This is a genomic window from Vibrio sp. 10N.261.46.A3, assembly GCF_041472995.1.
GTDB lineage: Bacteria > Pseudomonadota > Gammaproteobacteria > Enterobacterales > Vibrionaceae > Vibrio > Vibrio coralliirubri.
This window is the reverse complement of record NZ_JBFRRH010000064.1, coordinates 81,256-104,459: the sequence shown is the minus strand read 5'-3', so window position 1 is coordinate 104,459 and position 23,204 is coordinate 81,256. Positions and strand designations below refer to the sequence as shown.

At 43.8% G+C, this 23,204-nt stretch carries 19 protein-coding genes and 2 pseudogenes; 10 read left to right on the top strand and 11 right to left on the bottom strand.

Features of this window, described 5'->3' with window-relative positions:
- Positions 1-50: 50 nt before the first annotated feature.
- From AB4484_RS15405 to AB4484_RS15390, 4 genes and pseudogenes are all read left to right on the top strand, one after another.
- Positions 51-842, top strand: a pseudogene (locus AB4484_RS15405) (DUF4365 domain-containing protein); the annotation flags it as partial.
- A 152-nt stretch (positions 843-994) separates the two neighbouring features.
- A complete protein-coding gene (locus tag AB4484_RS15400) occupies positions 995-1,885 on the top strand; it encodes a hypothetical protein (RefSeq protein ID WP_372079072.1) in 891 nt (296 codons plus the stop codon).
- A 146-nt stretch (positions 1,886-2,031) separates the two neighbouring features.
- Positions 2,032-2,565, top strand: coding sequence for a hypothetical protein (locus AB4484_RS15395; protein WP_372079069.1), 534 nt, complete (start codon positions 2,032-2,034; stop codon positions 2,563-2,565).
- Positions 2,566-2,717: 152 nt separating this feature from the next.
- Positions 2,718-3,236, top strand: coding sequence for a GNAT family N-acetyltransferase (locus tag AB4484_RS15390; protein ID WP_372079067.1), 519 nt, complete (start codon positions 2,718-2,720; stop codon positions 3,234-3,236).
- Positions 3,237-3,301: 65 nt separating this feature from the next.
- Here AB4484_RS15390 and AB4484_RS15385 read toward each other — a convergent pair whose 3' ends face one another.
- Both AB4484_RS15385 and AB4484_RS15380 read right to left on the bottom strand, forming a co-directional pair.
- Positions 3,302-3,700: a hypothetical protein gene (locus tag AB4484_RS15385; protein WP_372079065.1), complete on the bottom strand. Its 399-nt coding sequence runs from the start codon at positions 3,698-3,700 to the stop codon at positions 3,302-3,304.
- A 96-nt stretch (positions 3,701-3,796) separates the two neighbouring features.
- On the bottom strand, positions 3,797-5,368 hold the full coding sequence (locus tag AB4484_RS15380; protein ID WP_372079062.1) for an EAL domain-containing protein: 1,572 nt from the start codon (positions 5,366-5,368) through the stop codon (positions 3,797-3,799).
- 345 nt (positions 5,369-5,713) lie between these two features.
- Here AB4484_RS15380 and AB4484_RS15375 point away from each other — a divergent pair.
- Positions 5,714-6,099, top strand: a pseudogene (locus AB4484_RS15375) (lysozyme inhibitor LprI family protein).
- A 162-nt stretch (positions 6,100-6,261) separates the two neighbouring features.
- The gene (locus AB4484_RS15370; RefSeq protein ID WP_372079060.1) at positions 6,262-7,053 is read left to right on the top strand and encodes a carbon-nitrogen hydrolase family protein; all 792 of its coding nucleotides are present in this window, start codon (positions 6,262-6,264) and stop codon (positions 7,051-7,053) included.
- 86 nt (positions 7,054-7,139) lie between these two features.
- Here AB4484_RS15370 and AB4484_RS15365 read toward each other — a convergent pair whose 3' ends face one another.
- From AB4484_RS15365 to AB4484_RS15330, 8 genes are all read right to left on the bottom strand, one after another.
- Positions 7,140-9,599, bottom strand: a complete 2,460-nt coding sequence (locus AB4484_RS15365) for a CHASE3 domain-containing protein (protein WP_372079058.1) — start codon at positions 9,597-9,599, stop codon at positions 7,140-7,142.
- 221 nt (positions 9,600-9,820) lie between these two features.
- Positions 9,821-10,822, bottom strand: a complete 1,002-nt coding sequence (locus AB4484_RS15360; protein WP_048613455.1) for a substrate-binding domain-containing protein — start codon at positions 10,820-10,822, stop codon at positions 9,821-9,823.
- Between the two features lie 107 nt (positions 10,823-10,929).
- Positions 10,930-11,874: a ribokinase gene (rbsK, locus tag AB4484_RS15355; protein ID WP_372079056.1), complete on the bottom strand. Its 945-nt coding sequence runs from the start codon at positions 11,872-11,874 to the stop codon at positions 10,930-10,932.
- 223 nt (positions 11,875-12,097) lie between these two features.
- Positions 12,098-12,976 carry a ribose ABC transporter substrate-binding protein RbsB gene (gene rbsB / locus AB4484_RS15350; protein WP_017058470.1) on the bottom strand — a complete coding sequence of 293 codons (879 nt, stop codon included), beginning with the start codon at positions 12,974-12,976 and terminating at the stop codon, positions 12,098-12,100.
- 127 nt (positions 12,977-13,103) lie between these two features.
- On the bottom strand, positions 13,104-14,090 hold the full coding sequence (rbsC, locus tag AB4484_RS15345; RefSeq protein ID WP_017082395.1) for a ribose ABC transporter permease: 987 nt from the start codon (positions 14,088-14,090) through the stop codon (positions 13,104-13,106).
- The gene (rbsA, locus tag AB4484_RS15340) at positions 14,087-15,592 is read right to left on the bottom strand and encodes a ribose ABC transporter ATP-binding protein RbsA (RefSeq protein ID WP_009844906.1); all 1,506 of its coding nucleotides are present in this window, start codon (positions 15,590-15,592) and stop codon (positions 14,087-14,089) included. The genes rbsC and rbsA overlap by 4 nt, the downstream gene beginning before the upstream one ends.
- 99 nt (positions 15,593-15,691) lie before the next feature.
- Positions 15,692-16,111: a D-ribose pyranase gene (gene rbsD, locus AB4484_RS15335; RefSeq protein ID WP_017060853.1), complete on the bottom strand. Its 420-nt coding sequence runs from the start codon at positions 16,109-16,111 to the stop codon at positions 15,692-15,694.
- A gap of 199 nt (positions 16,112-16,310) precedes the next feature.
- Positions 16,311-16,625, bottom strand: coding sequence for a winged helix-turn-helix domain-containing protein (locus AB4484_RS15330; RefSeq protein ID WP_019823680.1), 315 nt, complete (start codon positions 16,623-16,625; stop codon positions 16,311-16,313).
- Positions 16,626-17,053: 428 nt separating this feature from the next.
- Between AB4484_RS15330 and AB4484_RS15325 the strand changes: the two genes are divergently transcribed.
- The gene (locus tag AB4484_RS15325) at positions 17,054-17,650 is read left to right on the top strand and encodes a porin family protein (protein WP_372079053.1); all 597 of its coding nucleotides are present in this window, start codon (positions 17,054-17,056) and stop codon (positions 17,648-17,650) included.
- A 115-nt stretch (positions 17,651-17,765) separates the two neighbouring features.
- Here the strand turns inward: AB4484_RS15325 and AB4484_RS15320 are convergent, their stop codons facing one another.
- A complete protein-coding gene (locus tag AB4484_RS15320; RefSeq protein ID WP_372079051.1) occupies positions 17,766-18,809 on the bottom strand; it encodes an endonuclease/exonuclease/phosphatase family protein in 1,044 nt (347 codons plus the stop codon).
- 337 nt (positions 18,810-19,146) lie between these two features.
- Between AB4484_RS15320 and AB4484_RS15315 the strand changes: the two genes are divergently transcribed.
- Genes AB4484_RS15315 through AB4484_RS15305 form a run of 3 tightly spaced genes read left to right on the top strand, consistent with a single transcriptional unit; the run spans position 19,147 to position 23,197 of the window.
- Positions 19,147-21,042, top strand: coding sequence for an extracellular solute-binding protein (locus AB4484_RS15315; protein ID WP_372079049.1), 1,896 nt, complete (start codon positions 19,147-19,149; stop codon positions 21,040-21,042).
- 12 nt (positions 21,043-21,054) lie between these two features.
- On the top strand, positions 21,055-22,143 hold the full coding sequence (locus tag AB4484_RS15310; RefSeq protein WP_004730359.1) for a microcin C ABC transporter permease YejB: 1,089 nt from the start codon (positions 21,055-21,057) through the stop codon (positions 22,141-22,143).
- A 31-nt stretch (positions 22,144-22,174) separates the two neighbouring features.
- Positions 22,175-23,197, top strand: coding sequence for an ABC transporter permease (locus tag AB4484_RS15305; protein ID WP_048608646.1), 1,023 nt, complete (start codon positions 22,175-22,177; stop codon positions 23,195-23,197).
- Positions 23,198-23,204: the final 7 nt, after the last annotated feature.

Genomic DNA, 23,204 nt, shown 5'->3' with positions numbered 1-23,204 from the left:
TCGGTTCGTAGACGCTTACAAAAAACTCGGCAAAAGGCAAAGCTGGAGAGAACTATTTTGCGTATTGGATATTAAGGAATTTTGGTTGGCCATGTAGATTGTTGGATATAGATATTGGTATTGATGCACAAATAGAAGTATTAAATGGAAAAAACCGACCAACTGGTAATTGCCTACCAGTTCAAATAAAAACAACAGAGAGTAAAGAACTAAAGCTACAGATTGATACTGAGCATTTAAACCAATGGAGCATGATGAATGAGTCTGTATTATTAGTGCTAATTGACTTTAAAACTGATACCCCCAACATTTACTATAAAGAGATCCAATGCGAAGACGTACAGAGTAAGCTATATGATGCAAAATTAAATAACATTGAAAGCAAAGTTATTTGGTTTTCTGAACAAGACCTACTCACTATGGATCTTAAAAATAAAATCACTTCAATCTCATATAAGAACTTAGATGAAATTACTATCAAAAATGCTAAACATTTAATTGTTGAAATTGAAGATAATAAAGAATTTTTTGAGCTTGAATCTGGCTGCTGGGGAGAGTTTGACTTTAGTAAAGGAGAATATGATTCAGTCATAGAATCCTATGATAGGTGTTGCCGATTAAATGAAAAAATTGAAAATGCAACCATTCAACTATCTAACCTCTCATCTGTATGCGATTCAATAGACACGGCTTTAGAAGAATTCGAGTATTTTACTTCTGGTATTAAAAACCTCCTTTGTACATTGTTTAGAACGGATGAAAAATATGAACATAGAAAGGATTTGAACGAAGCAAAAAGACACAATACGTTAAAGAATCTAATAACAGAAGCTTTTGAGTAGGCATATAACAATCTGTTTAAGAGTGATTCGTAACGCTTGGCATTTTTGCTATGCGTTGCGTTTTGTGTTTAAGGTGGTATGCGGCGGCATCGGTATTGCGTTGCTCACACCTTAACAGGGCGTTAGCTTATCTCGTAAGTATGGAGAAAATTTTGAGTGATTATTACTTTATAAAAGACAGGTATGCCAACTTTGGACATTTATTGTACAGAGTTCGCGATGTGCCTGAACAAGATAAGTATGTCAATAAATGGACAAGAACGTATACAGAAATGATAAAGAAAGGTGGAGCAGAGGAAATATACTTATGGGATATTCGGATTCATAAATCCCTAAAGGAGGTTTTTACTGCTGTTTGCTTTTATCAAGAATCATTAATAGCAAAAGAGTCTAAATCATGGGCATCATTTTTCTTTCTTAGTTATTACTCGTTATTTCATTCATTGATGTCCTGTGTAGTGCTATTGCCGACTGAAAGTGTTGATAATTTATCAAAAATCACCCATACAAAATTAATAAAATTATTTAAGTCACAATTTAGTGATCAAAAACCACACATGATCAGAGAAGATATTGGCGATGTCTTCTATATGTTTAAGTATTTACGCGAATATTATTCATATAATATGCCTCCAAATGATTTTCTTTACGAGTTAGAACGGAGTTTTCAGCCAGACGTGAAACTTCCTTTCTTCATTCGCTCATGTACTCAACTAGCAAGCCTACACTCTGAAATCATCGAAAGGTGTTTTGAAAAGCATGGCTCAAAAAGCAAAAATTTTGTAGAAGCTGATAATATACGAAGTTGGTATAAGCTTCTGAATTGCCCTAAGCAACCATTAACAGGTGAATATCATTTAGATTATACCGATAGGGTTAAAATGGAAGAGGTTGTAGCAAGTCCAGATCCAAGGTCGTTCTCAATCTTACTTGAGCATTTCATCGATGAATTTAGGTTGTACGAAGGAGCGGCATTCCCTCGTTTTCCTGATGGTACCGAAATAGACCCTGGTGCTTTTGTATATAGAGTTCTTCAAGGATAAGCTAACAAACTGTTCAAGTGGGATTCGCAACGCGTGGCATTTTCACTATGCGTTGGTTTAAGTAATGAAGGTGGTTTGCAGCGACTTTTGTATTGCGTTGCTCACCCCTTAACAGAGCGTTATGTGAATAGAGGAATTACTTAGTAGTGAAGTATCGGTTTAGTTTTACGATGATAGGCTCAATAGCTGCAGCTCTGTGCTTAGTCGCTTTTGGTTGGTTATTAGCTAAATACTCAGCTTCAACTGAATTTATAGCACACGCATTCGGCTGGCTAGTTGATATTGGAACAATATTGGCAGGGCTAGGTACTGTATGTGCTGCGTATGTCGGTTATCTTGCGTTAAGTGCTTGGAAAGAACAATCTAAGGGGCAGTCCAGCATATCTAGACTGATCGAGAGCCAAGAAGTCTTAGCTGTATTATGCGTTGAGCTTTTACCTGTGACCTCGTCTTTACCTACCGAAAAACGAAAAGAACTGTACAAGTCATTTGAAAGGCTTTTAGTTAACTTGGCAGTGGTATCAAGGTCGTCAATCTATCGAAACGAACTTCTTAGTATTCGGCAGAGTTTATTGATACCTAGTTATAAGTTTCGTGATAATGGTGTGGTTTGGCCTGACGATAAAGCAAAGCTTGAAGCAGCAGAAGAACAATTAATCAGAATCATCGAACGTTGGTAGATTTCACATAGCAAAGCATTTAAGAGTGATTCCCAACGCTTGGCATTCTCAGTTTGATTCAGCTTTAGTGTTTACGGCACAATGGTTTAGGTAGGGTGGTCTCCGTTGCTCACCACTTAACGCGGCGTTATACCGCAAGGAGAAAAATTAACATGGAGTTAGTTTCACCGTCACTAGAACTAGAATCAGCTTTTCTGGCTATGTATAGAGATTTTGCTGACAAAGACGTTGATAATTCAGAGTATTACAGTGAATGCGAAACTAGTTTTTCATCTTATGTTCAGCGTCTGAGTGATGAATCAAAGGGTATTAATCTCAGTGAGGGCTATGTTCCATGTAGTCATTTCTGGCTAGTAGATTCTCACGGCAATATTATCGGTGCTATAAGAGTTCGTCATAACATCGAGAATGAGTTTTTGTCGTTGGAAGCAGGTCATATTGGCTATGATATTGCGTCTTCATTTCGCGGTCGAGGCTATGGAAAGCAAATACTTAAACTTGCGCTGATCGAAGCGAAAGCGCTTGGAATAAATCGGGCTTTGGTTACCGCCGATGAAGATAATTATGCCTCACGTAAAGTTATCGAAGCCAATGGGGGAGAACTTGATAATATCGTAATGGGTAAGGTCTTTCCTAACCTGTTGGCAAGGTATTGGATACGCTGCGAGTAGCGGTATAACAAACGTTTAATTATCAATCCAACCAAAGAGGGCGCCATAAACAGGCGCCCTTTGTGTTAGTTGGTAACGCTATAAGTGTCGTAGTCACGAAGTAAGAAGATTGCGACACAGGCTGCGAGCATTGGCCAAGAGGCGAAGAATAGTAGGTTGTTGAACGGGTCCATGTATTTTCCAAAAGAGGAAAAGGTGGAGCCTGCATGCAGGACTAAAATGGCACCATAGGTGTACTTTTTCCACATACCTACGACGAATGCGCCTAAAAAGCCGAGCTGAGCGACACCTAGAGCCATCATCGCATTGTTCGAGATGTCGATGCCGTAAAAGCCAGACAGTACTTTTGTCGCGTGCTCAGGGACAAGGATCTTATCCAAGCCCCAGAACAAGAAGACGATAAAAATGCCGATTCTCAGCAGTAGTAGGCTAGTTGCCAGTTTGGTTTGAAGTGTCTTTTCCATGATATCCCTTGTGATGCATTCAATGATGCGATGATTTAAATGTTCATCAAAGGAGACCCAGAGCCTTCGCGTTTTCTTTCGTAGTTTTTCAGTGGCTTATGTAACAGGAAATGTCTGGTTGGTTTGTTCCTCAACGTTATCGGACTCAAAATGCTGTTGCTTGAGTAAGCTGATAGTCAGGTTTATCGGCATCGGCTTATAAAAATAGAAGCCTTGGATATAGTCGACACCTAGCTTAGATAAGATTTTCACCTGTGACTCATACTCGACACCTTCGACGATGACTTGCATGCCTAAGGTTCGTGATAGTTGAAGCATGGACTCTAGCAAAGGGAGGCCAAAGCTGGATTCGTCGGATATGTTTTTCACGAACACACGGTCGATCTTGAGAATGCTGAACGGGAACTGCCTTACAAAATCTAACCCTGCGTAGCCTGTACCAAAATCATCAATCGCAACTCTTACGCCCATGTTCGATAGCTTGGTTAGGTTGTCTCTAATTTTGACCATGTCGGCATCAGAACATTCACCATCTTCGGTTACTTCAAACACCACCTGCTTGAGGATCTCAGGGTGTCTTTTAAAGATGCTGATCACCTTGTTAGAGAAGTTACTGTTGGACACAACGTTGCGGCTGATGTTGACGCTGATGTACTTCGATTCGAACACGTCTTGATTGCTTTTCAACGTCATTAACACTTTGCGCAGCACGAAGTAGGTGAGCTCCTCAATCAAGCCTAAGCTTTCAGCAAGCGGAATGAAAATAGCAGGGGAGACGTTACCTTCAATTGGGTCGTTCCATCGTAATAGTGACTCACAGCCGACGATCTCGTTGGTGTTTTGGTTAACGATAGGCTGCATGTGAACATGAAGGTGCTGGTTTTTTAGCGCACTTGAAAGCGAATATTCTAAGCTGCGTTGGCTCTGCTTTTTATGTTTGATGGAAAGGAGAATAATGGTGGTGATTCCGGCCATCAAAAAGCCAAACCATAAATAGCTCAACATGAAGTGAAGATAAAACTGATACCCAATGTATGAGGTGATGGTCAATGGGTAGGTGTTTGATTGTATCCGCACCTTGGCGATTGATGAATCAATATCGGTAGGGTGGATATCTCTTTTGATCACTTCAACTTTGGCCTGTATTCCATGGCTGCTCAGGCTTGTTTCAACAAGGTCATAGATGAAGTGTGGCGGAATCATCAGGCTCACTCCGGCATCTTCTTTGTTCGAGAAAATGAGCATGATGGACTGAACTTGTGTGATGGCCGAGTTGGAATACGACAGGGTCGTTAAATTCGGGTCGTCGTTGAGTCGCTGCCTGATGGTGCTGTATAGGCGAAATGAAACGTCACCATCGGTGGTTGAACAGTAAAATCGGTTCTCTTTATTGAATACCGCTGCTTCTTTTACCCAATCGGCTTCAAAAACGTTTTGTCGAAGCTGTCTAACGATCGCGTCGCAAGACTGTTCAGGTCTAACTTCAGATAAAAAACGGTCGAACCTTGATTGGATCCCTTCTAACCTGGTTTCGACTAACCTTGATGTGTCTTCGGTTAATGTTTGGTAGTGATACGGTGTAAAAGGAATGAGCATTGCCATGGAAAAAAAGAAAGAGATGGCAAAGTAAAATGAAGTCTTGGCAATGTTTTGGTACTTGATATCCATAGTTGGAGAAGCGTTACCGATTTATGTGAGCATTCGATTTAATTTATAAAGTTAACGATTACGTAGCAATATAAATAATTAATATTGTGAATGCAGGCACGAATTATTGATATAAATAATATGTTTTCTAGTTTTACCAGCAAAATCTGAGCGTTATCTCATTTATTTGAGTTGGCGAGGCGTCATTTTTGATGATTCATGAGGATAACAATTGCTTATATCCTGATAAATTTTATTGTTATTAGCTCTGGCTGAATGAGTTGAATGAGCTAAATATTGAGCCACGTTTAAATAAATAAAGTCACGACACGATTCGTTTTGGTGGTGGCAGCATAAAGGATGATTATGACAAAACTGATATCAGCACTCATAGCGGTGTGCTTCTCATTCTCTGCGTTGGCCGACGAAGGTGTTGTTGATTGCGAGAATGCGATGAATACCATCGAGATCAATCACTGTGCGGCAATTGAGTTGGAATCTGCACAAGCGGAACTGGATAAATACCTTGCAGCCAGCTTTGAGCACAATGCTTACGATGCTGAGCTGGTGGCATCAATTAAGAAGGCTCAGGAGAGCTGGCCCAATGGCGTGATGGTTCCATTCGAGGGATTATGGCGCTTTCCTGCAAGACGACGTTAACCAAGCAGCGCACGCATGAGGTGTGGGCGAATTTCTTAACCTATATGGACAGCACGCCTCCGGTTTTACCAGAGCCTAAATTAGCGCCGTAGGCAGGTTTAAAATGCGTACAGGACTGTGCACCTGCTTCAACCTTTGGCGGGCGAATAAGAAAGCGATAGGGGATTGCCTTACTCTTTAGTTCTTAATTCTTAGTTCTTAGTCTCCAGCTTGAAGCATTACAGCTTGAAGTATTACCTAGCAAGGAATCGATTGTGAATAATGTCAGTATCACGCTTATTCAGCTTGAAGTTGAATACAAGAGCAAACAAAAGAACATTGATTCGGTCTCTGATCTTTTGCAAGCGGAGACGTCAGTCGGGGATATTACATTACTGCCTGAACTGTTCACGACTGGGTATATTTTTAATGAGGCTGAAGAAATTCACGAATTGGCTGAAGACTTCGCCGACAGCATTACCATTGATTCATTAACTCAGATGGCAGCGAAGCATCACACCTTGATTGTTGCAGGCATTGCCGAGAAAGATAGCGGCCAATATTACAACAGTGTGGTGGTTGTGGATGCTTCCGGTTTACGACACAAATACAGAAAAATCAGTCAAACCAAATTTGATAAGCAGTATTTCTCGAGAGGGGAGGAACGCCTCACGTTTGAGCACAAAGGCTTGAAGTTTGGTGTCGCGATTTGCTTTGATATTTGGTTCCCAGAGATCATGAGAGCCTATCAGTCGGTCGATGTTATTCTTCACCCTGCCAACTTCGGTGGGCATCACAGCTTTGCTATTGCTCAAGCAAGGGCTTTAGAAGAGGGATGTCATGTGGTGACATGTAATCGGGTTGGACAGGATGTGGTTGATGCCTTTGCCGCGACTTATTGTGGTGGAAGCCGAGCCTACTCACCCAAAGGGGAGTTAGTGACTCAACTTAACGACAAGCAATCGGTAGAAACCGTGAGTATTCAAGATCTCTCGATTGCGCCGCAATACAATGGCGTTGATGTTGAAGATGAGATGCAGCAAATCACCACTCTCTTAAACCGTTAAATCGCTAGAACAGAGATTAGCGCGGTATGAGATCGAAAAACGCAAGGTGATTAAGCCTTGCGTTTTAGTTTGGGAACCAAGCGTTCTTATGCTTGATCGTTCATTTGATTCTGATGCTCGACTGAATGGGCGTTTTTCATCCGCTGAGCTTGATGGATATTGACCATAAGACGATTGAGCAGCTTTTGCAGTCGTTCAATATCCGGCAATTGTTGATTTTTGGCTTCGACTTCTAGCTCCAATGCCTGTTTAGAAAGCATGTTAAGACCTAAGTTCAGTGACATGCCTTTAATGGAGTGCAGGGTGCGACAAAGTGGCTCTAACTCCTTCGCTAAATAGTATTCGATGACACGATCAACCGACTGTTCGAACTCAATAATGGTTGAGTCGATAAGTAAACTGAACCCTTCCGTGTCATCTTTCATTATGTGTATCACTTCTGAATGGCTGATCTCTTCTTCCGTTAACCTTAACGTTTCAATAGGCTTACGATGAAGCTCGACAATATTTTCATTCTCACTCGAGCCTTCGGCTGCGGTTTGTTTCGGTAATCGACTTGAGAACTGTTGTAGGGCGTCGAAGAAACTCTCTTGCTGCAGAGGCTTGGTCAGAATATGGTCGACACCCGCCTGAATAAAGTTGTCATGCGCCTCACGGAATACATCGGCCGTGTAAGCGAATATCAAGGTATCGAGTTTCAGTTTTTCGCGGATGTGATGCGTTGTTTCGACCCCGTTCATTTCAGGCATATGATTGTCCATCAAGATAAGGTCATATTGAGTGTTTTTGAGGCGTTCAATCGCCAATTTCCCGTTCTCCGCATGATCGACATGATGGCCGAGTTTTTCACAGAAACCTTGTGCAACAATGGCATTAATACGGTTATCTTCCACCAACAGGATACTTAACGAGTCATAACTGAGAGTTTCTGCATCGACTGAATGGGTAGCGATGTCTTTAGCTTTGCTTTCTTGCCATGTGATAGGCAGAGAGACTTGGAATTTTGTGCCAAGCCCAACAGCACTGGTTAATGTGATTTCTCCATTCATGAGGTTGACTAGGTTCTTGACGATTGCGAGGCCAAGCCCTGTTCCGCCGAACTTCCTTGTTGTGGAAGTGTCTGCTTGTTCGAACGAATTGAATACCTGCTCGTGCTTATCTTTCGGGATACCAACCCCGGTGTCTGTCACGGTCAGAATCAACTGGTTGTTGGGGCGATTGAGGTCAGCTTGAATGGACACATGACCTTCTTTGGTGAATTTGGTCGCATTGCCGCCCAAGTTGAACATGATTTGACGTAGCCTTGCACAGTCTCCGACGAGTTGGATGTTTTTCGGTATGTTATTTTCGGTCAACAGGCGAATGCCTTTTTCATCGGCTAAGGGTTTTAGTGCGCTGCATACAGGCTGCATGACTTGAACAAAGTTAAAGGGAGCCACGTCTAGCTCAAGCTTGTTTTCTTCGACTTTTGAGAAGTCCAGAATGTCGTTGAGTATCGTCATCAAGTGGTGACCAGAATCGAGAATGATGTTGATGTTCTCTTTTGTTTCGGGTTCTTGGGTCTGGCTTGCAATGATTTGAGATATTCCAAGAACGCCGTTCATTGGCGTTCTGATCTCGTGGCTCATGGTAGACAGAAAATCGCCCTTAGCTTTTACAGCGGCTTCTGCTTTGGTTCGTTCGGCGATTAGCTCCTGAGTTTTCGCTCTCATTTCACTGTCATTACTGATCAAATTGGCTGTCATTTTTTGAAAGCTTTGTTTGAGATGCGCGATTTCGTCTTGGGTGTTTATATTCGAATTCAATTCCAGAGTTGCAGCACCTTGATCCAAATGGCCAGCGGCAACTTGGTTAGTGGCTTCAAGTAGGGTGTGTAATCTTCGATTAATACGCTTTGACGCCCACGCAGCAACAAGGAGTGATATGAACACGGAAAACAGTGTTCCGAGGATTAATATGTAGCTGGTTTGATTGGCTGAGCTCTCCGATTTTTCGACCCTGAGAATAATAAGTTGTTGTTCAATTTCAATGAATTGAGCAATCTCTTGGCGGATCTCATCAATCAATTTTTTTCCGGTTTGCTGCTGAGTGAGGTCGATGACACTTTGTATTTCAGCTTCGCCTTTATTGACAAGGCTGCGTTGATGGATCTCTTTCTCTCCAGACTGTTTCAGCCATGTTTTATGAATATCATCGATTCTATATAGGCGTTCTACTTGAGGTGGGTTATCACTTACTTGATTCGCAAGGGTTTGGAGTTTTTGAGGCCATACATCAAGAGCTAAATGGTAGGGTTCTAAAAAAACAGGATCACCCGTGATCAAGTAACCACGTTCAGCCGTTTCTATGTCGACTGTTAAGCTGAGAAGTTCTTGAGCCCGAGCGATGGCTTTATGTGTGTGTACAACCCAACTATTGTCTTTTACAACCGTTCGGGTGTTTTCATGGACAGAAAAAGCCACGATAAGCATCAAAGCGATAGGAATCAAAAAGCTGACTAATAGCTTTTTCTGTAGGGATATATTGTCAAACCAACCCGCGATCATAAAACAGCGCTCTCCATGTCGTTGTTATTCACTGTTAGTGTAGATGATAATCAGTCGTTAAGTGCGCAAATAGTTGCTGAGTGCGTAAATACATACTTTAGCGTGTAAGTTTCGCATATTAACGGCATTTTAGGGGCGATTAAGCGGCGTTATTATGTTTCAAAGACAAAAAAGCTAGCTCAATAAGCTAGCTTTCAACGGTGTGATGAGTGTGGCGAGTATTAAAGCGCTTTTACGCTGCTTCGTTCAACAAGAGTAGGTTCAAGTTCAACGACTTGCGGATAAGCATCTGGAGTTTGTAATCTGCTCAAAAGCGTATCCACTGCGGCTTTACCTAAACGATGTTTTGGCTGGTGGACAGTGCTTAACGCGGGTGTCATGTACTTCGACAGGTGGATGTCATCGTAGCCAATGATAGACAGATCATTCGGAATCGATGTGCCATCTTGCGCCGCAGCGTGAATCACGCCCATCGCCATCATATCGTTACTGACGAACAAGGCAGACGGCATTTCGCCACGAGTTTTCAATGTCTGATAAGAGTCAAAACCACCGTCACATTCAAAGTTGGATTCAACAATCCACTTAGGGTTGATCTCTAAATTGGCTTCTTCCATTGCTTGCTTGAAGCCTTGATAACGAGACGAAGCTTGATTGCGGTGCAGTGGCCCTGTGATACAACCAATTTGAGAATGACCGTTATCAATCAGGTGCTTAGTTGCCATGTAGCCACCTTGGTGCGAGTTGTCTTGGATCTTATCGCTCGCAAACAACATAGGGCCCCAGTCCATTACCACAACAGGCAGTTCTGGGTAGCGTTCAAATACGTCAATGTGCTCACCTTCAAGGGTTGAACACATCAGCATTAGGCCATCGACTCGCTTCTGCAGCAAGGTATCGATAGATGATTTCATGCGCTCGCTGTCGCCTTCGGTGTTACACAAGATAAGGTTGTAGCCTTTTTCATAGCAACGACGTTCCACACCTTTTACCACTTCGCCAAAGAATGGGTTGGTGGATGTGGTCACTAGCATTCCCAAGGTTTTGGTTTGCTTCATTTTCAAGCTGCGAGCCAATGCAGAAGGCGCATAGTTGAGTTCTTTAGCCGCACTGTTAACACGTTCAGCAATCTCTTCACTGACAAAACGTGACTTGTTGATCACATGGCTCACGGTAGAAGTCGAAACCTTTGCGAGCCGAGCGATGTCTTTCATTGTTGCCATAAAAAATCCTTGTGGGAGTAACTTGCCACATTGCGCGATATTCTGCCTGAAAACAGGGGCTTATGTTTAGTTATTTGTTGTTACATAACTTAATTAAGCTCAACCTATTAGGCAGACAGTTGCTCTGCTAAAAATGCATCGGTTTCTGGACGGCTTGGAATCGAGGTTTGAGCGCCAAAGCGAGTCACTGAAATTGCCGCCGCAGCGTGAGCAAACTTAATTGCGCGTTCTAATGGCATGTCTTCAAGTAAGCCTGTCACTAATGCACCGTTGAACGTATCACCCGCCGCGGTTGTGTCTGTTGCTTCAACACGGAAACCTGCGATTAATTCACCTTCGCTGGCTTCATTACCTTGACCGCGATGACTCACCCACACGCCTTTCGCGCCTAGCGTGATCATTACTGTTTCGATGCCTTTAGCATGCAGAGCCAACGCAGCTTGATGAGCAGACGCGTTGTCCGTCACGGTAATGCCTGTCAGCACTTCTGCTTCGGTTTCGTTTGGTGTAATCACGTCAACACAAGCAAGCAGTGAATCCGATAATGGACGAGCAGGAGCCGGGTTAAGAATCACTTGCGTGCCACTCTCTTTTGCTACTTTCGCAGCGTATTCAATGCCTTCAATTGGCGTTTCAAGCTGAGTCAGCAGGTATTTAGCGCCGCGAATCTTTTCTAGGTGCGGCTCGATTTGATCGCAAGTCAGCTTGTCGTTGGCTTCCGCAGAAAGACAAATACTGTTTTCGCCTGTTGCTGATACTTGGATCATCGCGATACCAGTAGGCGTGTTGTCTGCAACGATCACACCGTCGATGTTGATACCATCTTTAGCAAAATCTTGACGAATGTTGATGCCAAATGGGTCGTCACCAACACAGGCGATGAAGCCAATGTCTGCGTTTAATCTTGCTGCCGCTACGGCTTGGTTTGCGCCTTTGCCGCCAGGAATGACCTGATAGTTACCGCCAATCAAGGTTTCACCCGGACGAGGGAACGAAGGAACTTGCAGTACGTGGTCAGCGTTAACGCTACCTAAAACAATCAGTTGAGTCATGATACGAGCCTTATGATATATCGTATTTGAAAATACATGGGTCTTTCTCATTACGTTAATTCACATTACGTTGATTGCTCGCTTGTTAGCGGCGGATGAGAAACAGCGATGCACTGTCGGGTTTTTGCTTTTTGTTTTGAGTCAGTTAGCTAATGAGCTAATGAGTTAAGCAAAGCAGGGAGATAGGGGACTCCCTGCTTTATAGCGCGTTATCTAGTAACGATTACTTAGCGATGATTTTTAGAGGTACTGGTACGTACTCGTCTACTGTTTCGCCCTTCAGTACTTTGTCTGCCATTTCGATACCTAGAGAACCGATTAGGTCAGGCTGTTGTGCAACCGTTGCGCCAAGTAGGCCGCGGTTAACTGCTGCGATGCCGTCTTCAGTGCCATCAAAGCCAACGATCATCACTTCTTTACCTGAAGCTTGAACTGCGCGAAGAGCACCTAGAGCCATTTCATCGTTTTGAGCGAATACTGCTTGTACGTCTGGGTTAGCCGCCAGCAAGTTTTCCATTACGTTCAGACCTTTAGTACGGTCGAAATCAGCAGGTTGGCTTGCAAGAAGCTCAAGGTCGCTGCCGTTTACTGCGTTCATGAAGCCTTCACCACGTTCACGAGCAGCAGAAGTACCAGCGATACCTTCAAGTTGGATTACTTTCGCTTTTTCGCCCACTTTTTCCATGATGAAGTGGCCTGCCATTTCACCGCCGATTACGTTATCAGAAGCGATGTGGCTCACTACGTCACCACGGCTTGCGCCACGGTCTAGCGTTAGTACAGGGATGTCTGAGCGGTTAGCAATACGAATAGCGTTAGATACAGCGTCTGAATCCGTTGGGTTAATCAGGATTGCTTTAACACCACGAATGGTTAGATCTTCAATGTTCGAAAGCTCTTTGCTTGGGTCGTTTTGAGAATCAAGAACGATAAGCTTGTAGCCTAGCTCTTCCGCTTTCGCTTCTGCGCCATCTTTCATGGTTACGAAGAACGGGTTGTTCAATGTAGACAGAACGATTGCCATTGTATCTTGCGCCTGTGCAGACACAGATACCGTTGTAGAAAGAAGAGCAGCAGAAATAAGAGTCGCTAATTTTTTCATGGTGTAAGTCCTTTGTGTAGGGTGAGCTAGGAGGTGAGTCCTAGCTCGTAGTTACATTATTTATAGATTCTAATATTTTAAGGTAAAACAGGGTGTTACTTGTATTAACCTAGGATGTGAATAGGTTTTATTTGTTTTTGTTGTCGACCAATACCGCCAGAAGAATAACCACTGCTTTTGCAATCATCTGGTAGTAAGAAGATACGTCTAATAGGTTTAGGGCGTTGTTTAGGAAACCGATAATCAGAGCACCAATCAATGTGCCCATGATGCGACCACGACCGCCGGCTAAGCTTGTTCCGCCAAGAACTACGGCTGCAATGGCGTCTAGCTCATAACCCATACCTGCGGTAGGTTGAGCTGAGGACAAACGAGATGCCACGATGATGCCTGCAACCGCTGCTAACAGACCACAGATTGCGTAAACGCCGATTTTTACTTTGTCTACGTCGATGCCTGATAGGCGAGTTGCTGATTCGTTGCCACCCAGAGCGTAAACGTAGCGACCAAAGCGTGTGTGGTTAAGTAGATACCATACAGCTGCGAATACCACGACCATGATCCATACTGGAACTGGGATGCCCATTGCGTAGCCTGTACCGAACCAAGCGAATGCGTCTGCTGTGTCTGTAAAGCCAGTCGAGATAGGGCGACCGTCGGTGTAAACCATGGTCACGCCGCGCAATAGAGTCATAGTCACAAGCGTTGCGATGAAGGCTTGAACCTTACCCTTGGCGATAATCACGCCACTGATTGCACCTAATGCTGCACCGGCTACAAGAGCGGTTGGCACTGCGATCATCACTGGGATTTCCATGCCAATCATGCTGGCTGCGAATGCACCACAAAGTGCCAGTACAGAGCCCACACTCAAGTCGATACCCGCGGTTAAGATAACCAGCGTCATACCTACAGCGATGATTGCGTTAACCGAGGTTTGGCGCAGAATGTTCAGGATGTTGTCGACAGTAAAGAAGTTCGGGTTTAAGAAAGAAACGACAACAATCAGGAAGATCAAAGCAATCAATGACTTTTGATCAATCAGCCACTCTTTGCTGATTAACGGTTTTTTCTTTGGAGCTTCAGTTGTTTTGCTCATGGTTTTAGTACTCATGCTGCGTCCTCGTTGATCTTTTTACCGACCGCACACGCCAGTAATAATTCTTGGTTTGCTTCTTTAGCATCAAATTCACCGCTTACACGGCCTTCATGCATCACCATGATGCGGTCACTCATTCCTAATACTTCTGGCATTTCAGATGAGACTAAGATGATGCTCATGCCGTCGGCTTTAAATTTATTTATGAGTTGGTAAATCTCTTTCTTAGCACCGACATCGACACCGCGCGTTGGCTCGTCGAGAATCAGTACTTTTGGTTTGGTCATCAAGCCCTTAGCGATAGCCACTTTCTGTTGGTTACCACCAGAAAGGTTGCCAATAATCTGTTCGCGAGTCGGGGTTTTGATGTTGAATAGTTTGATGAAGTCATCTACTGCAATCACTTCGTCTTTATGTTGGATTTGACCGCTCTTTGTTAGTAGGTCAAGTGAACATAACGACATGTTTTCTTTAACAGAAAGCCCAAGCACTAAGCCATCGCCTTTACGGTCTTCAGAGATGTAAGCAATGCCATTGGCCAAGCCGTCTTTCGGGCTTACAGGGTTGATGGTTTTGTTTTCTAGGTTGATGACGCCGCGCTCACTTGGAAGGGCACCGTAAATCACTTTCATCAGTTCGGTACGACCTGCGCCCATTAGGCCAGATACACCCAATATTTCACCGCGTTTTAGCGTAAAGCTCACATCGTGAACACCAGAACCCGTCAGGCCAATCACTTCGAGGCAGGTTTCACCATGGCTTTGGCCGATACGTGGATATTGCTCGTCTAGCTTACGGCCAACCATCATTTCGATTAGGCCATCTTCGTCGGTGTCTTTTACTTCACACTGACCAATGAACTTACCGTCACGCAGTACAGTGATGTCATCACAAATCTCGAAGATCTCTTTCAAACGGTGAGAGATGTAAACAATGCCACAGCCTTCATCGCGCAGTTCGTTAATGACCTTAAACAGAGATTCAGTCTCGGTATCGGTTAGCGCATCGGTTGGTTCATCCATGATGATGACCTTAGATTCAAACGATAGGGCTTTCGCTATCTCTACCATTTGCTGCTCACCAAGGCTCAACTGACCTAATGGTGTTTTCGAGCTGTGTTTCACGTTAAGGCGTTTAAGTAACTTGTCTGCTTCTTGGTACATCTCGTTCCACAAGATGCGACCCATGGTGCCCGTGATTTCACGACCTAAGAAGATGTTCTCGGCGATGGTCAACTCAGGAATTAGATTCAGTTCTTGGTGAATGATACTAATGCCTGCTTGTTGAGAATCACGTGGCCCTTTAAATGCCGCAGGTTTTCCTTGGTAGGCGATAGTGCCACCATCCAAGTGATAGATACCCGTTAGCACTTTCATAAGCGTTGATTTACCCGCACCGTTTTCACCCATTAACGCCATTACGCGTCCTGGATAAACGTTGAGGCTTGCCTTATCCAGTGCTTTAACACCAGGGAAGGCTTTCTCAATTGAGCTAAGTTCTAAAATGGCTTGAGTCATGTCGGTTCCTTTACTCGGGGCCAGTTGTATTTGATTGTTCTGTCTATGCATTGTTTTGGTTCAGTGATGACACTGAGCTGTCGTTGCGTTTTGCTTGAGCTAAAAGGTTACGCCAGCTTGGAAGATAACATTTGCGTAGGGTGTGCATTCACCGGTGCGAATTACCGCGCGGCTTTCATGCGTTCGCTGTTTGAATTCTTCATGAGTGATGTAAGTAATCGAAAGCGATTTGCCACAACGTGCTTCTTCAGTCTTGATTAAATCAATCAGCGCAGCGTGGTGTTCTGGGCTTACTTTCGCAAACTCTTCTGCAATCACAACGCCTTCGATTTGAGATTCATCCAGCATGGTTTTTACCGTTTGCTGAAAGCTTGGGACACCGTGAGTCAAAGCAAGATCAATACGAGTTACGTGGTCTGGAATTGGTAAGCCCGCGTCACAAATCGTGATTTCATCTGTGTGGCCAAGAGTCGCCACTAGGTAAGAGAGTTCAGAGTTTATTAGAGTACTTTTTTTCATATCACGACCTATCGAAAAATAACGCTTGATGGGTTGAGAACAACTCAAGAAAAGCCATCGAAACGTTTCGATAGTGATAATAGTGTCTGATTTATCATTTGCACGTTTGATTGTTTTAGAGTGTGATAATGATCATCGAAACGTTTCGATGGGGCGTTTTTTGGTGATCTTAGTCACCGCCATTGATTGCATAAATCCTTTATGTAGGTTCAATCGATAGCGCATATCCAAACTTACTGATGGTAATGATATGGACGTTTTGTGCTCTTAATCGCGCGAACACATTGCGTAGGTTATAGACGACGTTAGCAAGAACATGCGGTGACGAGAGTTGCCCGTCCCAACACACATCAACAATATGCTCTCTTGAAATCGGTCTTCCCACATTTTCCAATAATAAGCAGAGCACTGCTAATAGGTGAGGGCGCAAAGTGATTTTGTTTCCTTGCTGATTGGTAATCGTTCGAGCGTCGATATCAATGATTAAGCCGTTGAAGTCTATTGTGTGGTTCATCGTGTTTTCTGTTCGTCTTATTCTGAATTGTGGAGATTGAGCAAAACTGGTCTGCTGTTGGAGCGGGTAACTACTTAAGTGTGCTAATGGTCGAAGTGGGCGGATTATGCAAAATCACACCACTCTTGAAAGTAAGCCTGCGTAAGCTCATGAGAATAAAATCTAAAAATGGGATGGTTTGAAAAATAGAGGGAAGGTTATTCTGAATAAATGACAGGTTTTTATTTCTATTTTATTCAGTGAGTTATTTGGTTTTTACTGGTTATGTTGGCTGAAGTTACAAAGTGATTATGTTTTTATTTATTTTTTTGTTTTCTGTGAGATTAACCTGCTTGCCAATTCGACGGGGTGTCGGATAACTCTAACAAGATTGTGCAGCACAGGAAGGCGTAACAATCTTGATTTGCACTAAGTAAGGTCAAGCAGTAATGAACAACAAATTTATTCTAAGTATCGCGATGATGTCAGCATTTGCAGCAAACAATGTAATGGCAGCAGATAGTGGTTTATACCTAGGCGGCGCAATCGGTACAACTGGTATTGATGATGGTGGGCTTTATAAGGACTCTTTCATTCCAATTACTGTTGATGCAGAAGACGAGACATATAAAATAATTGCTGGATACCAATTTAATCGCATCGTCGCGTTAGAAGCGCAATATACGAATTATGGCGACGTTGTTGCGAAAAATGCATTAAACCAATCTACTTACACTTGGTCTCCGACTGCATTTTCGATCAGTGCTAATCTAGGTTACACGTTTGACAATGGAATTCGCCCTTTTGGCATCATCGGTTTGTCGACGATTGATTTAGACCAGTCGCTGCCGGTGCTTGATGACGATAGTGGTGAGGGTATTCGCTATGGTTTCGGAGTGGAGTACACCCCTAAACAGGCTAATAACGTCAGCTTTAGGTTAAGCTATGAAGCGGATGCATTTGTGATTGAGAGCGATTCAGCTTTTGAAAATGATAAAGATCTCGTGATCGATTCATTCTACCTTGGCGCAACTTACAACTTTTAAGTTTCACACTTTGTTGAACGGTAAATCGGTTTCTAAATGGGGCGTCGGTTGGCTCAACCCGTTTAACTAAAGTGGAAGGCCGCAGTTTTTGACTGCGGCTTTTTTATGTTTAACTCTAGGCTTCACGAATATGAGCGGTGACAGACACGATGGCATGGTCGGTACTGAATTGGTCGTGTTCAAAACTAGGATTAATCAGGTGATGGTCTAACACTGTGTAGCTAGAGATCTCCATTAAGCTTGAAGAGTTCTGACAATCAAACTCGTTCGACATCAAAATGTAGTCCAGTACAGACCCAGAAGCGCCGTAGTAATGGGTTGGCTTACGCTGTTCAAGCAAGTCTTCTTCATGTAACTGATGGTAAAGATCCCAGCTGTCTTTCAAGCGAAAGTGGGATAGCCAATGCTTGCTGTTTTCGTCTCGGTTGATTGAGTAACTCAACAGCCCTTTGAACTCATCGTTAAACAGAGGCTTATTAAAATCACCCATCAACACAACTGGCTGGTCGGTCTGGTAACGTTGGTTGGTGATGTATTGGTGCAGCATCTGAGCTTCTAGACCGCGTTGGACACTGGACAGCCAAGAGCCAAGCTGTTCTTGGTGAAAACGAGTGAGCGTGTCGCTTTGTGGTTTTTCGCTTTGCAGAGCGTTGTTCGCATCACCAGATTCTACCTTTGGTTCTGTCGGACGTTGTGATTTGAAGTGCACCACATAACAGTCGGTTGAACCTAAATGGGGTAACGTAATCGTCGCGTGAACAGGCGTTCTGTTGAATGAGAATTTGTCGTCAAGGTTGAATGCTGTCAGTAACGTCGAATCTGGCGTAACAGGCTGTACGTTTTCAATCGGGTAACGGGAAGCGAACCCAACGACAGGTGAGGTGTATAGGTAATCATCTTCAACGTGTGCGCTATCGACCACTGCAAAGTATGGATAACCTAGCTCGCGCATCAATTGCTCTAAAGATTGCGGGCTAAATATCTCTTGGAAGCCAATCACATCGCAATCTAATGAGCGAATCGCTTCAGCCATCCAATGTTGCTTCTTCTGCCATTCTTCGAAGCTGTAGATGTTCTCAAAATCATAATAAGCATTCGGTGGCTCGAGATAGTTCAGAAGGTTGAACGTTGCGAATGTTATTTGGTTTGGTTTGTTCAAAGTGTCATTCCATTTAGACCTAGGCTGCAAGGATACTCCAGTAAAAGTATAGTTTGTTGATTATTTAGAGCCTAAATTTCACTTTAGAAGCCAACCCAAGGAATCTTAGCCGTTGAGGCTTGTGTCATTCAGGCTAGAGCAATCAAAGCTCACTGCATCCAATAACTTCGAGCTGTGACGAGTTAATTGTAAATAAACCGTCAGAGATAGAGTGCTGATGGTTTTATTAGTTATTACATGATGTTAGATTTGAACCTATACTTGATTTAACGGCATGCATTCAAAGCCGATAAATCAACTTGAATATAGAATTCATGACATTTGAAGGGAGAGTCAAATGGGAACAGTTTTTCGACGCAAAGCCTCGCAACGCACTCAGTTTTTCAGGTTTAATTTGAAGTCATGTGCAATCATGTTGCCGCTTATTGCTTTACAACCCTCCGTTACTTACGCTTCTGAAACCCAATCAACTCCTGCTGTCACCGTTATTGAAACCACACAACTGGTTGGTTTTGGTGAAGCAAAATACCCAGCCGATTTTACTCACTTCGATTACGTTAATCCTGATGCGCCAAAGCAGGGCAAAGTGACCTATGGCAGCATAGGTACGTACGATAGCTTTAATCGATTCGGTTCCCGCGGCGTTGCTGCAAGTTATACCGGAGAGATTTACGATACCTTGATGTTTTCTCCGAGTGACGAGATTGATGCGTACTATCCATTGATTGCTTCAAAGGTTCGCTACGCCAGTGATTTCACGTGGATGGAAATCGACATCAACCCAAATGCTAAATTCCAAGATGGCGAGCCTATCACTGCGCATGATGTGGCCTTTACTTTTGACAAGTTCTCAACCGAGGGCGTGCCTCAGTATCGTGTGTATTACAAAGAGATTAAGTCAGTAAAAGCGGTCTCTGATTTGGTTGTTCGCATTGAAATGAACAGCCCAAACCGCGAAAAACTGTTTAGCTTCGCGCAAAGCACTCGTGTATTGCCGAAACATTTCTGGAAAGACAGAAAACTTTCTGAGCCTCTAAGTGAGCCACCCGTCGGTAGTGGTCCTTATAAGATCATTAGCTACAAATCAGGCCAAAGTGTTACCTATGGTCTAGATGAAAATTACTGGGCAGCAGACTTACCAGTTAACGTTGGCCGTAATAACTTTAAGCAGGTGCAATACGATTACTACCGTGATGACACGGTAATGTTGGAAGCCTTCAAAGCAGGGGAGTTCGATCTTCGAACCGAGAACTCGGCTAAGTTCTGGGCCAACTCTTATACGGGCGCGAACTTCGATAAAGGCTACATCATTAAAGAAGAGATTAACCACGAGAAGCCTGAAACGACTCAAGGTTTCGTCTTCAACATTCAATCACCTGTGTTCTCTGATCCTAAAGTGCGTGAAGCGTTAACCTACGCGATGGACTTTGAGTGGATGAACAAGAACATGTTCTATGGTCAGTACAAACGTACTCGCAGCTACTTCCAAAATACCGACTATGAAGCGAAAGGCTTACCAAGCGAAGCGGAAGTCGAGTTGTTGTCTCAGTACAAAGATCAAATTCCACCGCGAGTTTTCACCGAAGAATTCCAACCACCCGTTACCGATGGCAGCGGCCGTATTCGTAGTCAGATGCGTACCGCTTTCAAATTGTTGAAAGAAGCGGGTTGGGTGCTGAAAGACAAAGTAATGACCAACGAAAAGACGGGCAAACCGATGTCATTTGAGTTGCTGATTTACAGCCCAACCACGGAACGTATCGCAACGCCGGTTCAAAAGAACCTTAAGCGCATGGGTATTGAGATGAAGATCCGTACCATCGATACGACTCAGTACATCAAGCGTCTTCGTGACCGTGATTTCGACATGGTTTCGTCGTCATTTTCCGCAAACCCTTATCCTAGCCCGAACTTAATGATCGTTTGGAACTCTAACTACATTGATTCTACTTACAATACTGCAGGTGTTATCGATCCAGTGGTTGACGCGTTAACAGAAGAAATTGCGCGTAACCAACAGCATCCTGAAAAGCTTCTTACACTAGGTCGTTCACTAGACCGTGTATTGCAGTGGAATTTCTACAACATCCCGCAATGGCACGTTGGTGAGTACCGCGTAGCAATGTGGGACAAGTTTGAGCGTCCAGATGTATTGCCTAAATACGATTTAGGTATCGATACATGGTGGATTTCAGAAGAGAAGGCGGCATTGCTTCCTGAAAAACGTCGCTAGGAGTTAGTTAGCATGGCCGCGTATATATTTCGACGTTTATTGTTGGTGATCCCCACGCTGTGGGCGATCATCACCATCAACTTTTTCATCATCCAGATTGCGCCTGGTGGCCCGGTAGAGCAAGCCGTTGCTCAATTAGAAGGGCATAACTCTGGCATCATGGAGCGCTTTTCTGGTGGTGGACAAGAAGTTGATTTAAGCGAAAGTGACCAAGCGTCTGCCAGTGGCTATAAAGGCTCTCGCGGGCTTGATCCTGAAGTGGTTGAAGAGATCAAAAAGCAGTTTGGTTTTGATAAGCCGATTCATGTTCGCTACTTCGACATGTTGAAAAATTACGCGACCTTTAACTTCGGTGAAAGCCTGTTTAAGGGCGGCAACGTTATTGATCTCATCATCGAGCGGCTGCCTGTTTCCATTTCCTTGGGGTTATGGAGTACGTTAATCATTTACGTGATTTCGATACCTCTGGGCATTATGAAAGCGATACACCACGGCTCTCGTTTTGATATTTGGTCGAGCGCAGTGGTGATTGTCGGCTATGCGGTCCCTGGCTTTTTGTTCGCTATCATTCTGATTATCTTATTCGCGAGTGGTAACTACTTCAGTTGGTTCCCGTTACGTGGACTCGTGTCGAGTAATTTCGACCAACTTAACTGGTATCAGCAAATTGGCGACTATTTCTGGCACTTAGCTTTACCTATTTTTGCGATGGTTATCGGTGGCTTTGCAACACTGAGTATGCTGACCAAAAACTCCTTCCTTGATGAGATCAATAAGCAATATGTGGTGACCGCGAGAGCGAAAGGCTTGGACGAGAGCAGTATTCTCTACAAGCACGTTTTCCGTAACGCCATGCTGATCATTATTGCCGGTTTCCCAAGCGCATTTATTAGTATTTTCTTCACGGGTTCTATGTTGATTGAAGTGATGTTTTCACTCGAAGGCATCGGTCTGCTTGGCTTTGAGTCGACCATTCAGCGAGATTACCCAGTGGTGTTCAGCTCTCTCTATATCATGACCTTGCTAGGCTTGGTGCTGAGCATTATCTCCGACCTGACGTATACCTGGGTTGATCCTCGAATTGATTTTGAAGCGCGTTAATGGCGAATGAATAAAAAGGTATTGATAATAAATGTTTAACAACCCTTTAGCTGAAGCTCGTTGGTTACGTTTTAAAGCAAACAAGCGTGGTTTTATCTCCCTGTGGATATTTACCATTTTGTTTGGACTAAGCCTGTTCGCCGAGATCATCGCCAACGATAAGCCACTTTTAGTTTCTTATGATAATCAGTGGTTTGTACCCGTCATTAATGAGTATGCTGAGACCGAATTTGGCGGCGAGTTTGAAACCGAAGCGGATTACAAAGACCCGTATGTTATTGAGCTCATTGAAGACAGCGGTTACATCGTGTGGCCCATCATTCCGTTTAGCTACGACACGATAAACTTCGATATTTCAGGCGCGGTGCCTTCTGAACCTGACTCAGTGAACTGGCTAGGAACCGATGATAAAGGGCGAGATGTATTAGCTCGTATCATTTATGGGTTCCGTATTTCTGTCTTATTTGGCTTTATTCTGACGATTGTATCGAGCGTGATTGGCGTGGTTGTTGGGGCGACCCAAGGTTACTACGGTGGTTGGGTGGATCTGTTTGGACAGCGCTTCATTGAAGTTTGGTCAGGGATGCCGACTCTATTCTTACTGATCATTCTATCGAGTTTTATTGAACCGAATTTCTGGTGGCTGCTCGGAATAATGGTGCTGTTCAGTTGGATGAGTTTAGTGGGGATTGTGCGAGCTGAATTCTTACGCTGTCGTAACTTCGATTATGTACGTGCCGCGCAAGCGATGGGTGTTGACGACAAACGCATTATGCTTCGTCACATGTTACCCAATGCGATGGTTGCATCGTTAACCATGATGCCGTTTATCCTTTCAGGCTCGGTCACTACGTTAACCTCATTAGATTTCTTAGGCTTTGGTCTTCCTGCGGGTTCACCTTCATTGGGCGAGTTGTTGGCGCAAGGTAAAGCTAACTTACAAGCGCCTTGGCTTGGCATTTCTGCTTTCGTCGTGCTTTCACTGATGCTTACGTTACTGGTCTTCGTTGGTGAAGCGGTGCGTGATGCTTTCGACCCACATCAACAGAAGTAAGGATAGG

Coding starts and splice junctions, on each gene's coding strand:
- AB4484_RS15390 (WP_372079067.1), top strand. CDS start 2,718: ATGGAGTTAGTTTCACCGTCACTAGAACTAGAATCAGCTTTTCTGGCT.
- AB4484_RS15385 (WP_372079065.1), bottom strand. CDS start 3,700: ATGGAAAAGACACTTCAAACCAAACTGGCAACTAGCCTACTACTGCTG.
- AB4484_RS15380 (WP_372079062.1), bottom strand. CDS start 5,368: ATGGATATCAAGTACCAAAACATTGCCAAGACTTCATTTTACTTTGCC.
- AB4484_RS15365 (WP_372079058.1), bottom strand. CDS start 9,599: ATGATCGCGGGTTGGTTTGACAATATATCCCTACAGAAAAAGCTATTA.
- AB4484_RS15360 (WP_048613455.1), bottom strand. CDS start 10,822: ATGGCAACAATGAAAGACATCGCTCGGCTCGCAAAGGTTTCGACTTCT.
- rbsK (WP_372079056.1), bottom strand. CDS start 11,874: ATGACTCAACTGATTGTTTTAGGTAGCGTTAACGCTGACCACGTACTG.
- rbsB (WP_017058470.1), bottom strand. CDS start 12,976: ATGAAAAAATTAGCGACTCTTATTTCTGCTGCTCTTCTTTCTACAACG.
- rbsC (WP_017082395.1), bottom strand. CDS start 14,090: ATGAGTACTAAAACCATGAGCAAAACAACTGAAGCTCCAAAGAAAAAA.
- rbsA (WP_009844906.1), bottom strand. CDS start 15,592: ATGACTCAAGCCATTTTAGAACTTAGCTCAATTGAGAAAGCCTTCCCT.
- rbsD (WP_017060853.1), bottom strand. CDS start 16,111: ATGAAAAAAAGTACTCTAATAAACTCTGAACTCTCTTACCTAGTGGCG.
- AB4484_RS15330 (WP_019823680.1), bottom strand. CDS start 16,625: ATGAACCACACAATAGACTTCAACGGCTTAATCATTGATATCGACGCT.
- AB4484_RS15325 (WP_372079053.1), top strand. CDS start 17,054: ATGAACAACAAATTTATTCTAAGTATCGCGATGATGTCAGCATTTGCA.
- AB4484_RS15315 (WP_372079049.1), top strand. CDS start 19,147: ATGGGAACAGTTTTTCGACGCAAAGCCTCGCAACGCACTCAGTTTTTC.
- AB4484_RS15310 (WP_004730359.1), top strand. CDS start 21,055: ATGGCCGCGTATATATTTCGACGTTTATTGTTGGTGATCCCCACGCTG.
- AB4484_RS15305 (WP_048608646.1), top strand. CDS start 22,175: ATGTTTAACAACCCTTTAGCTGAAGCTCGTTGGTTACGTTTTAAAGCA.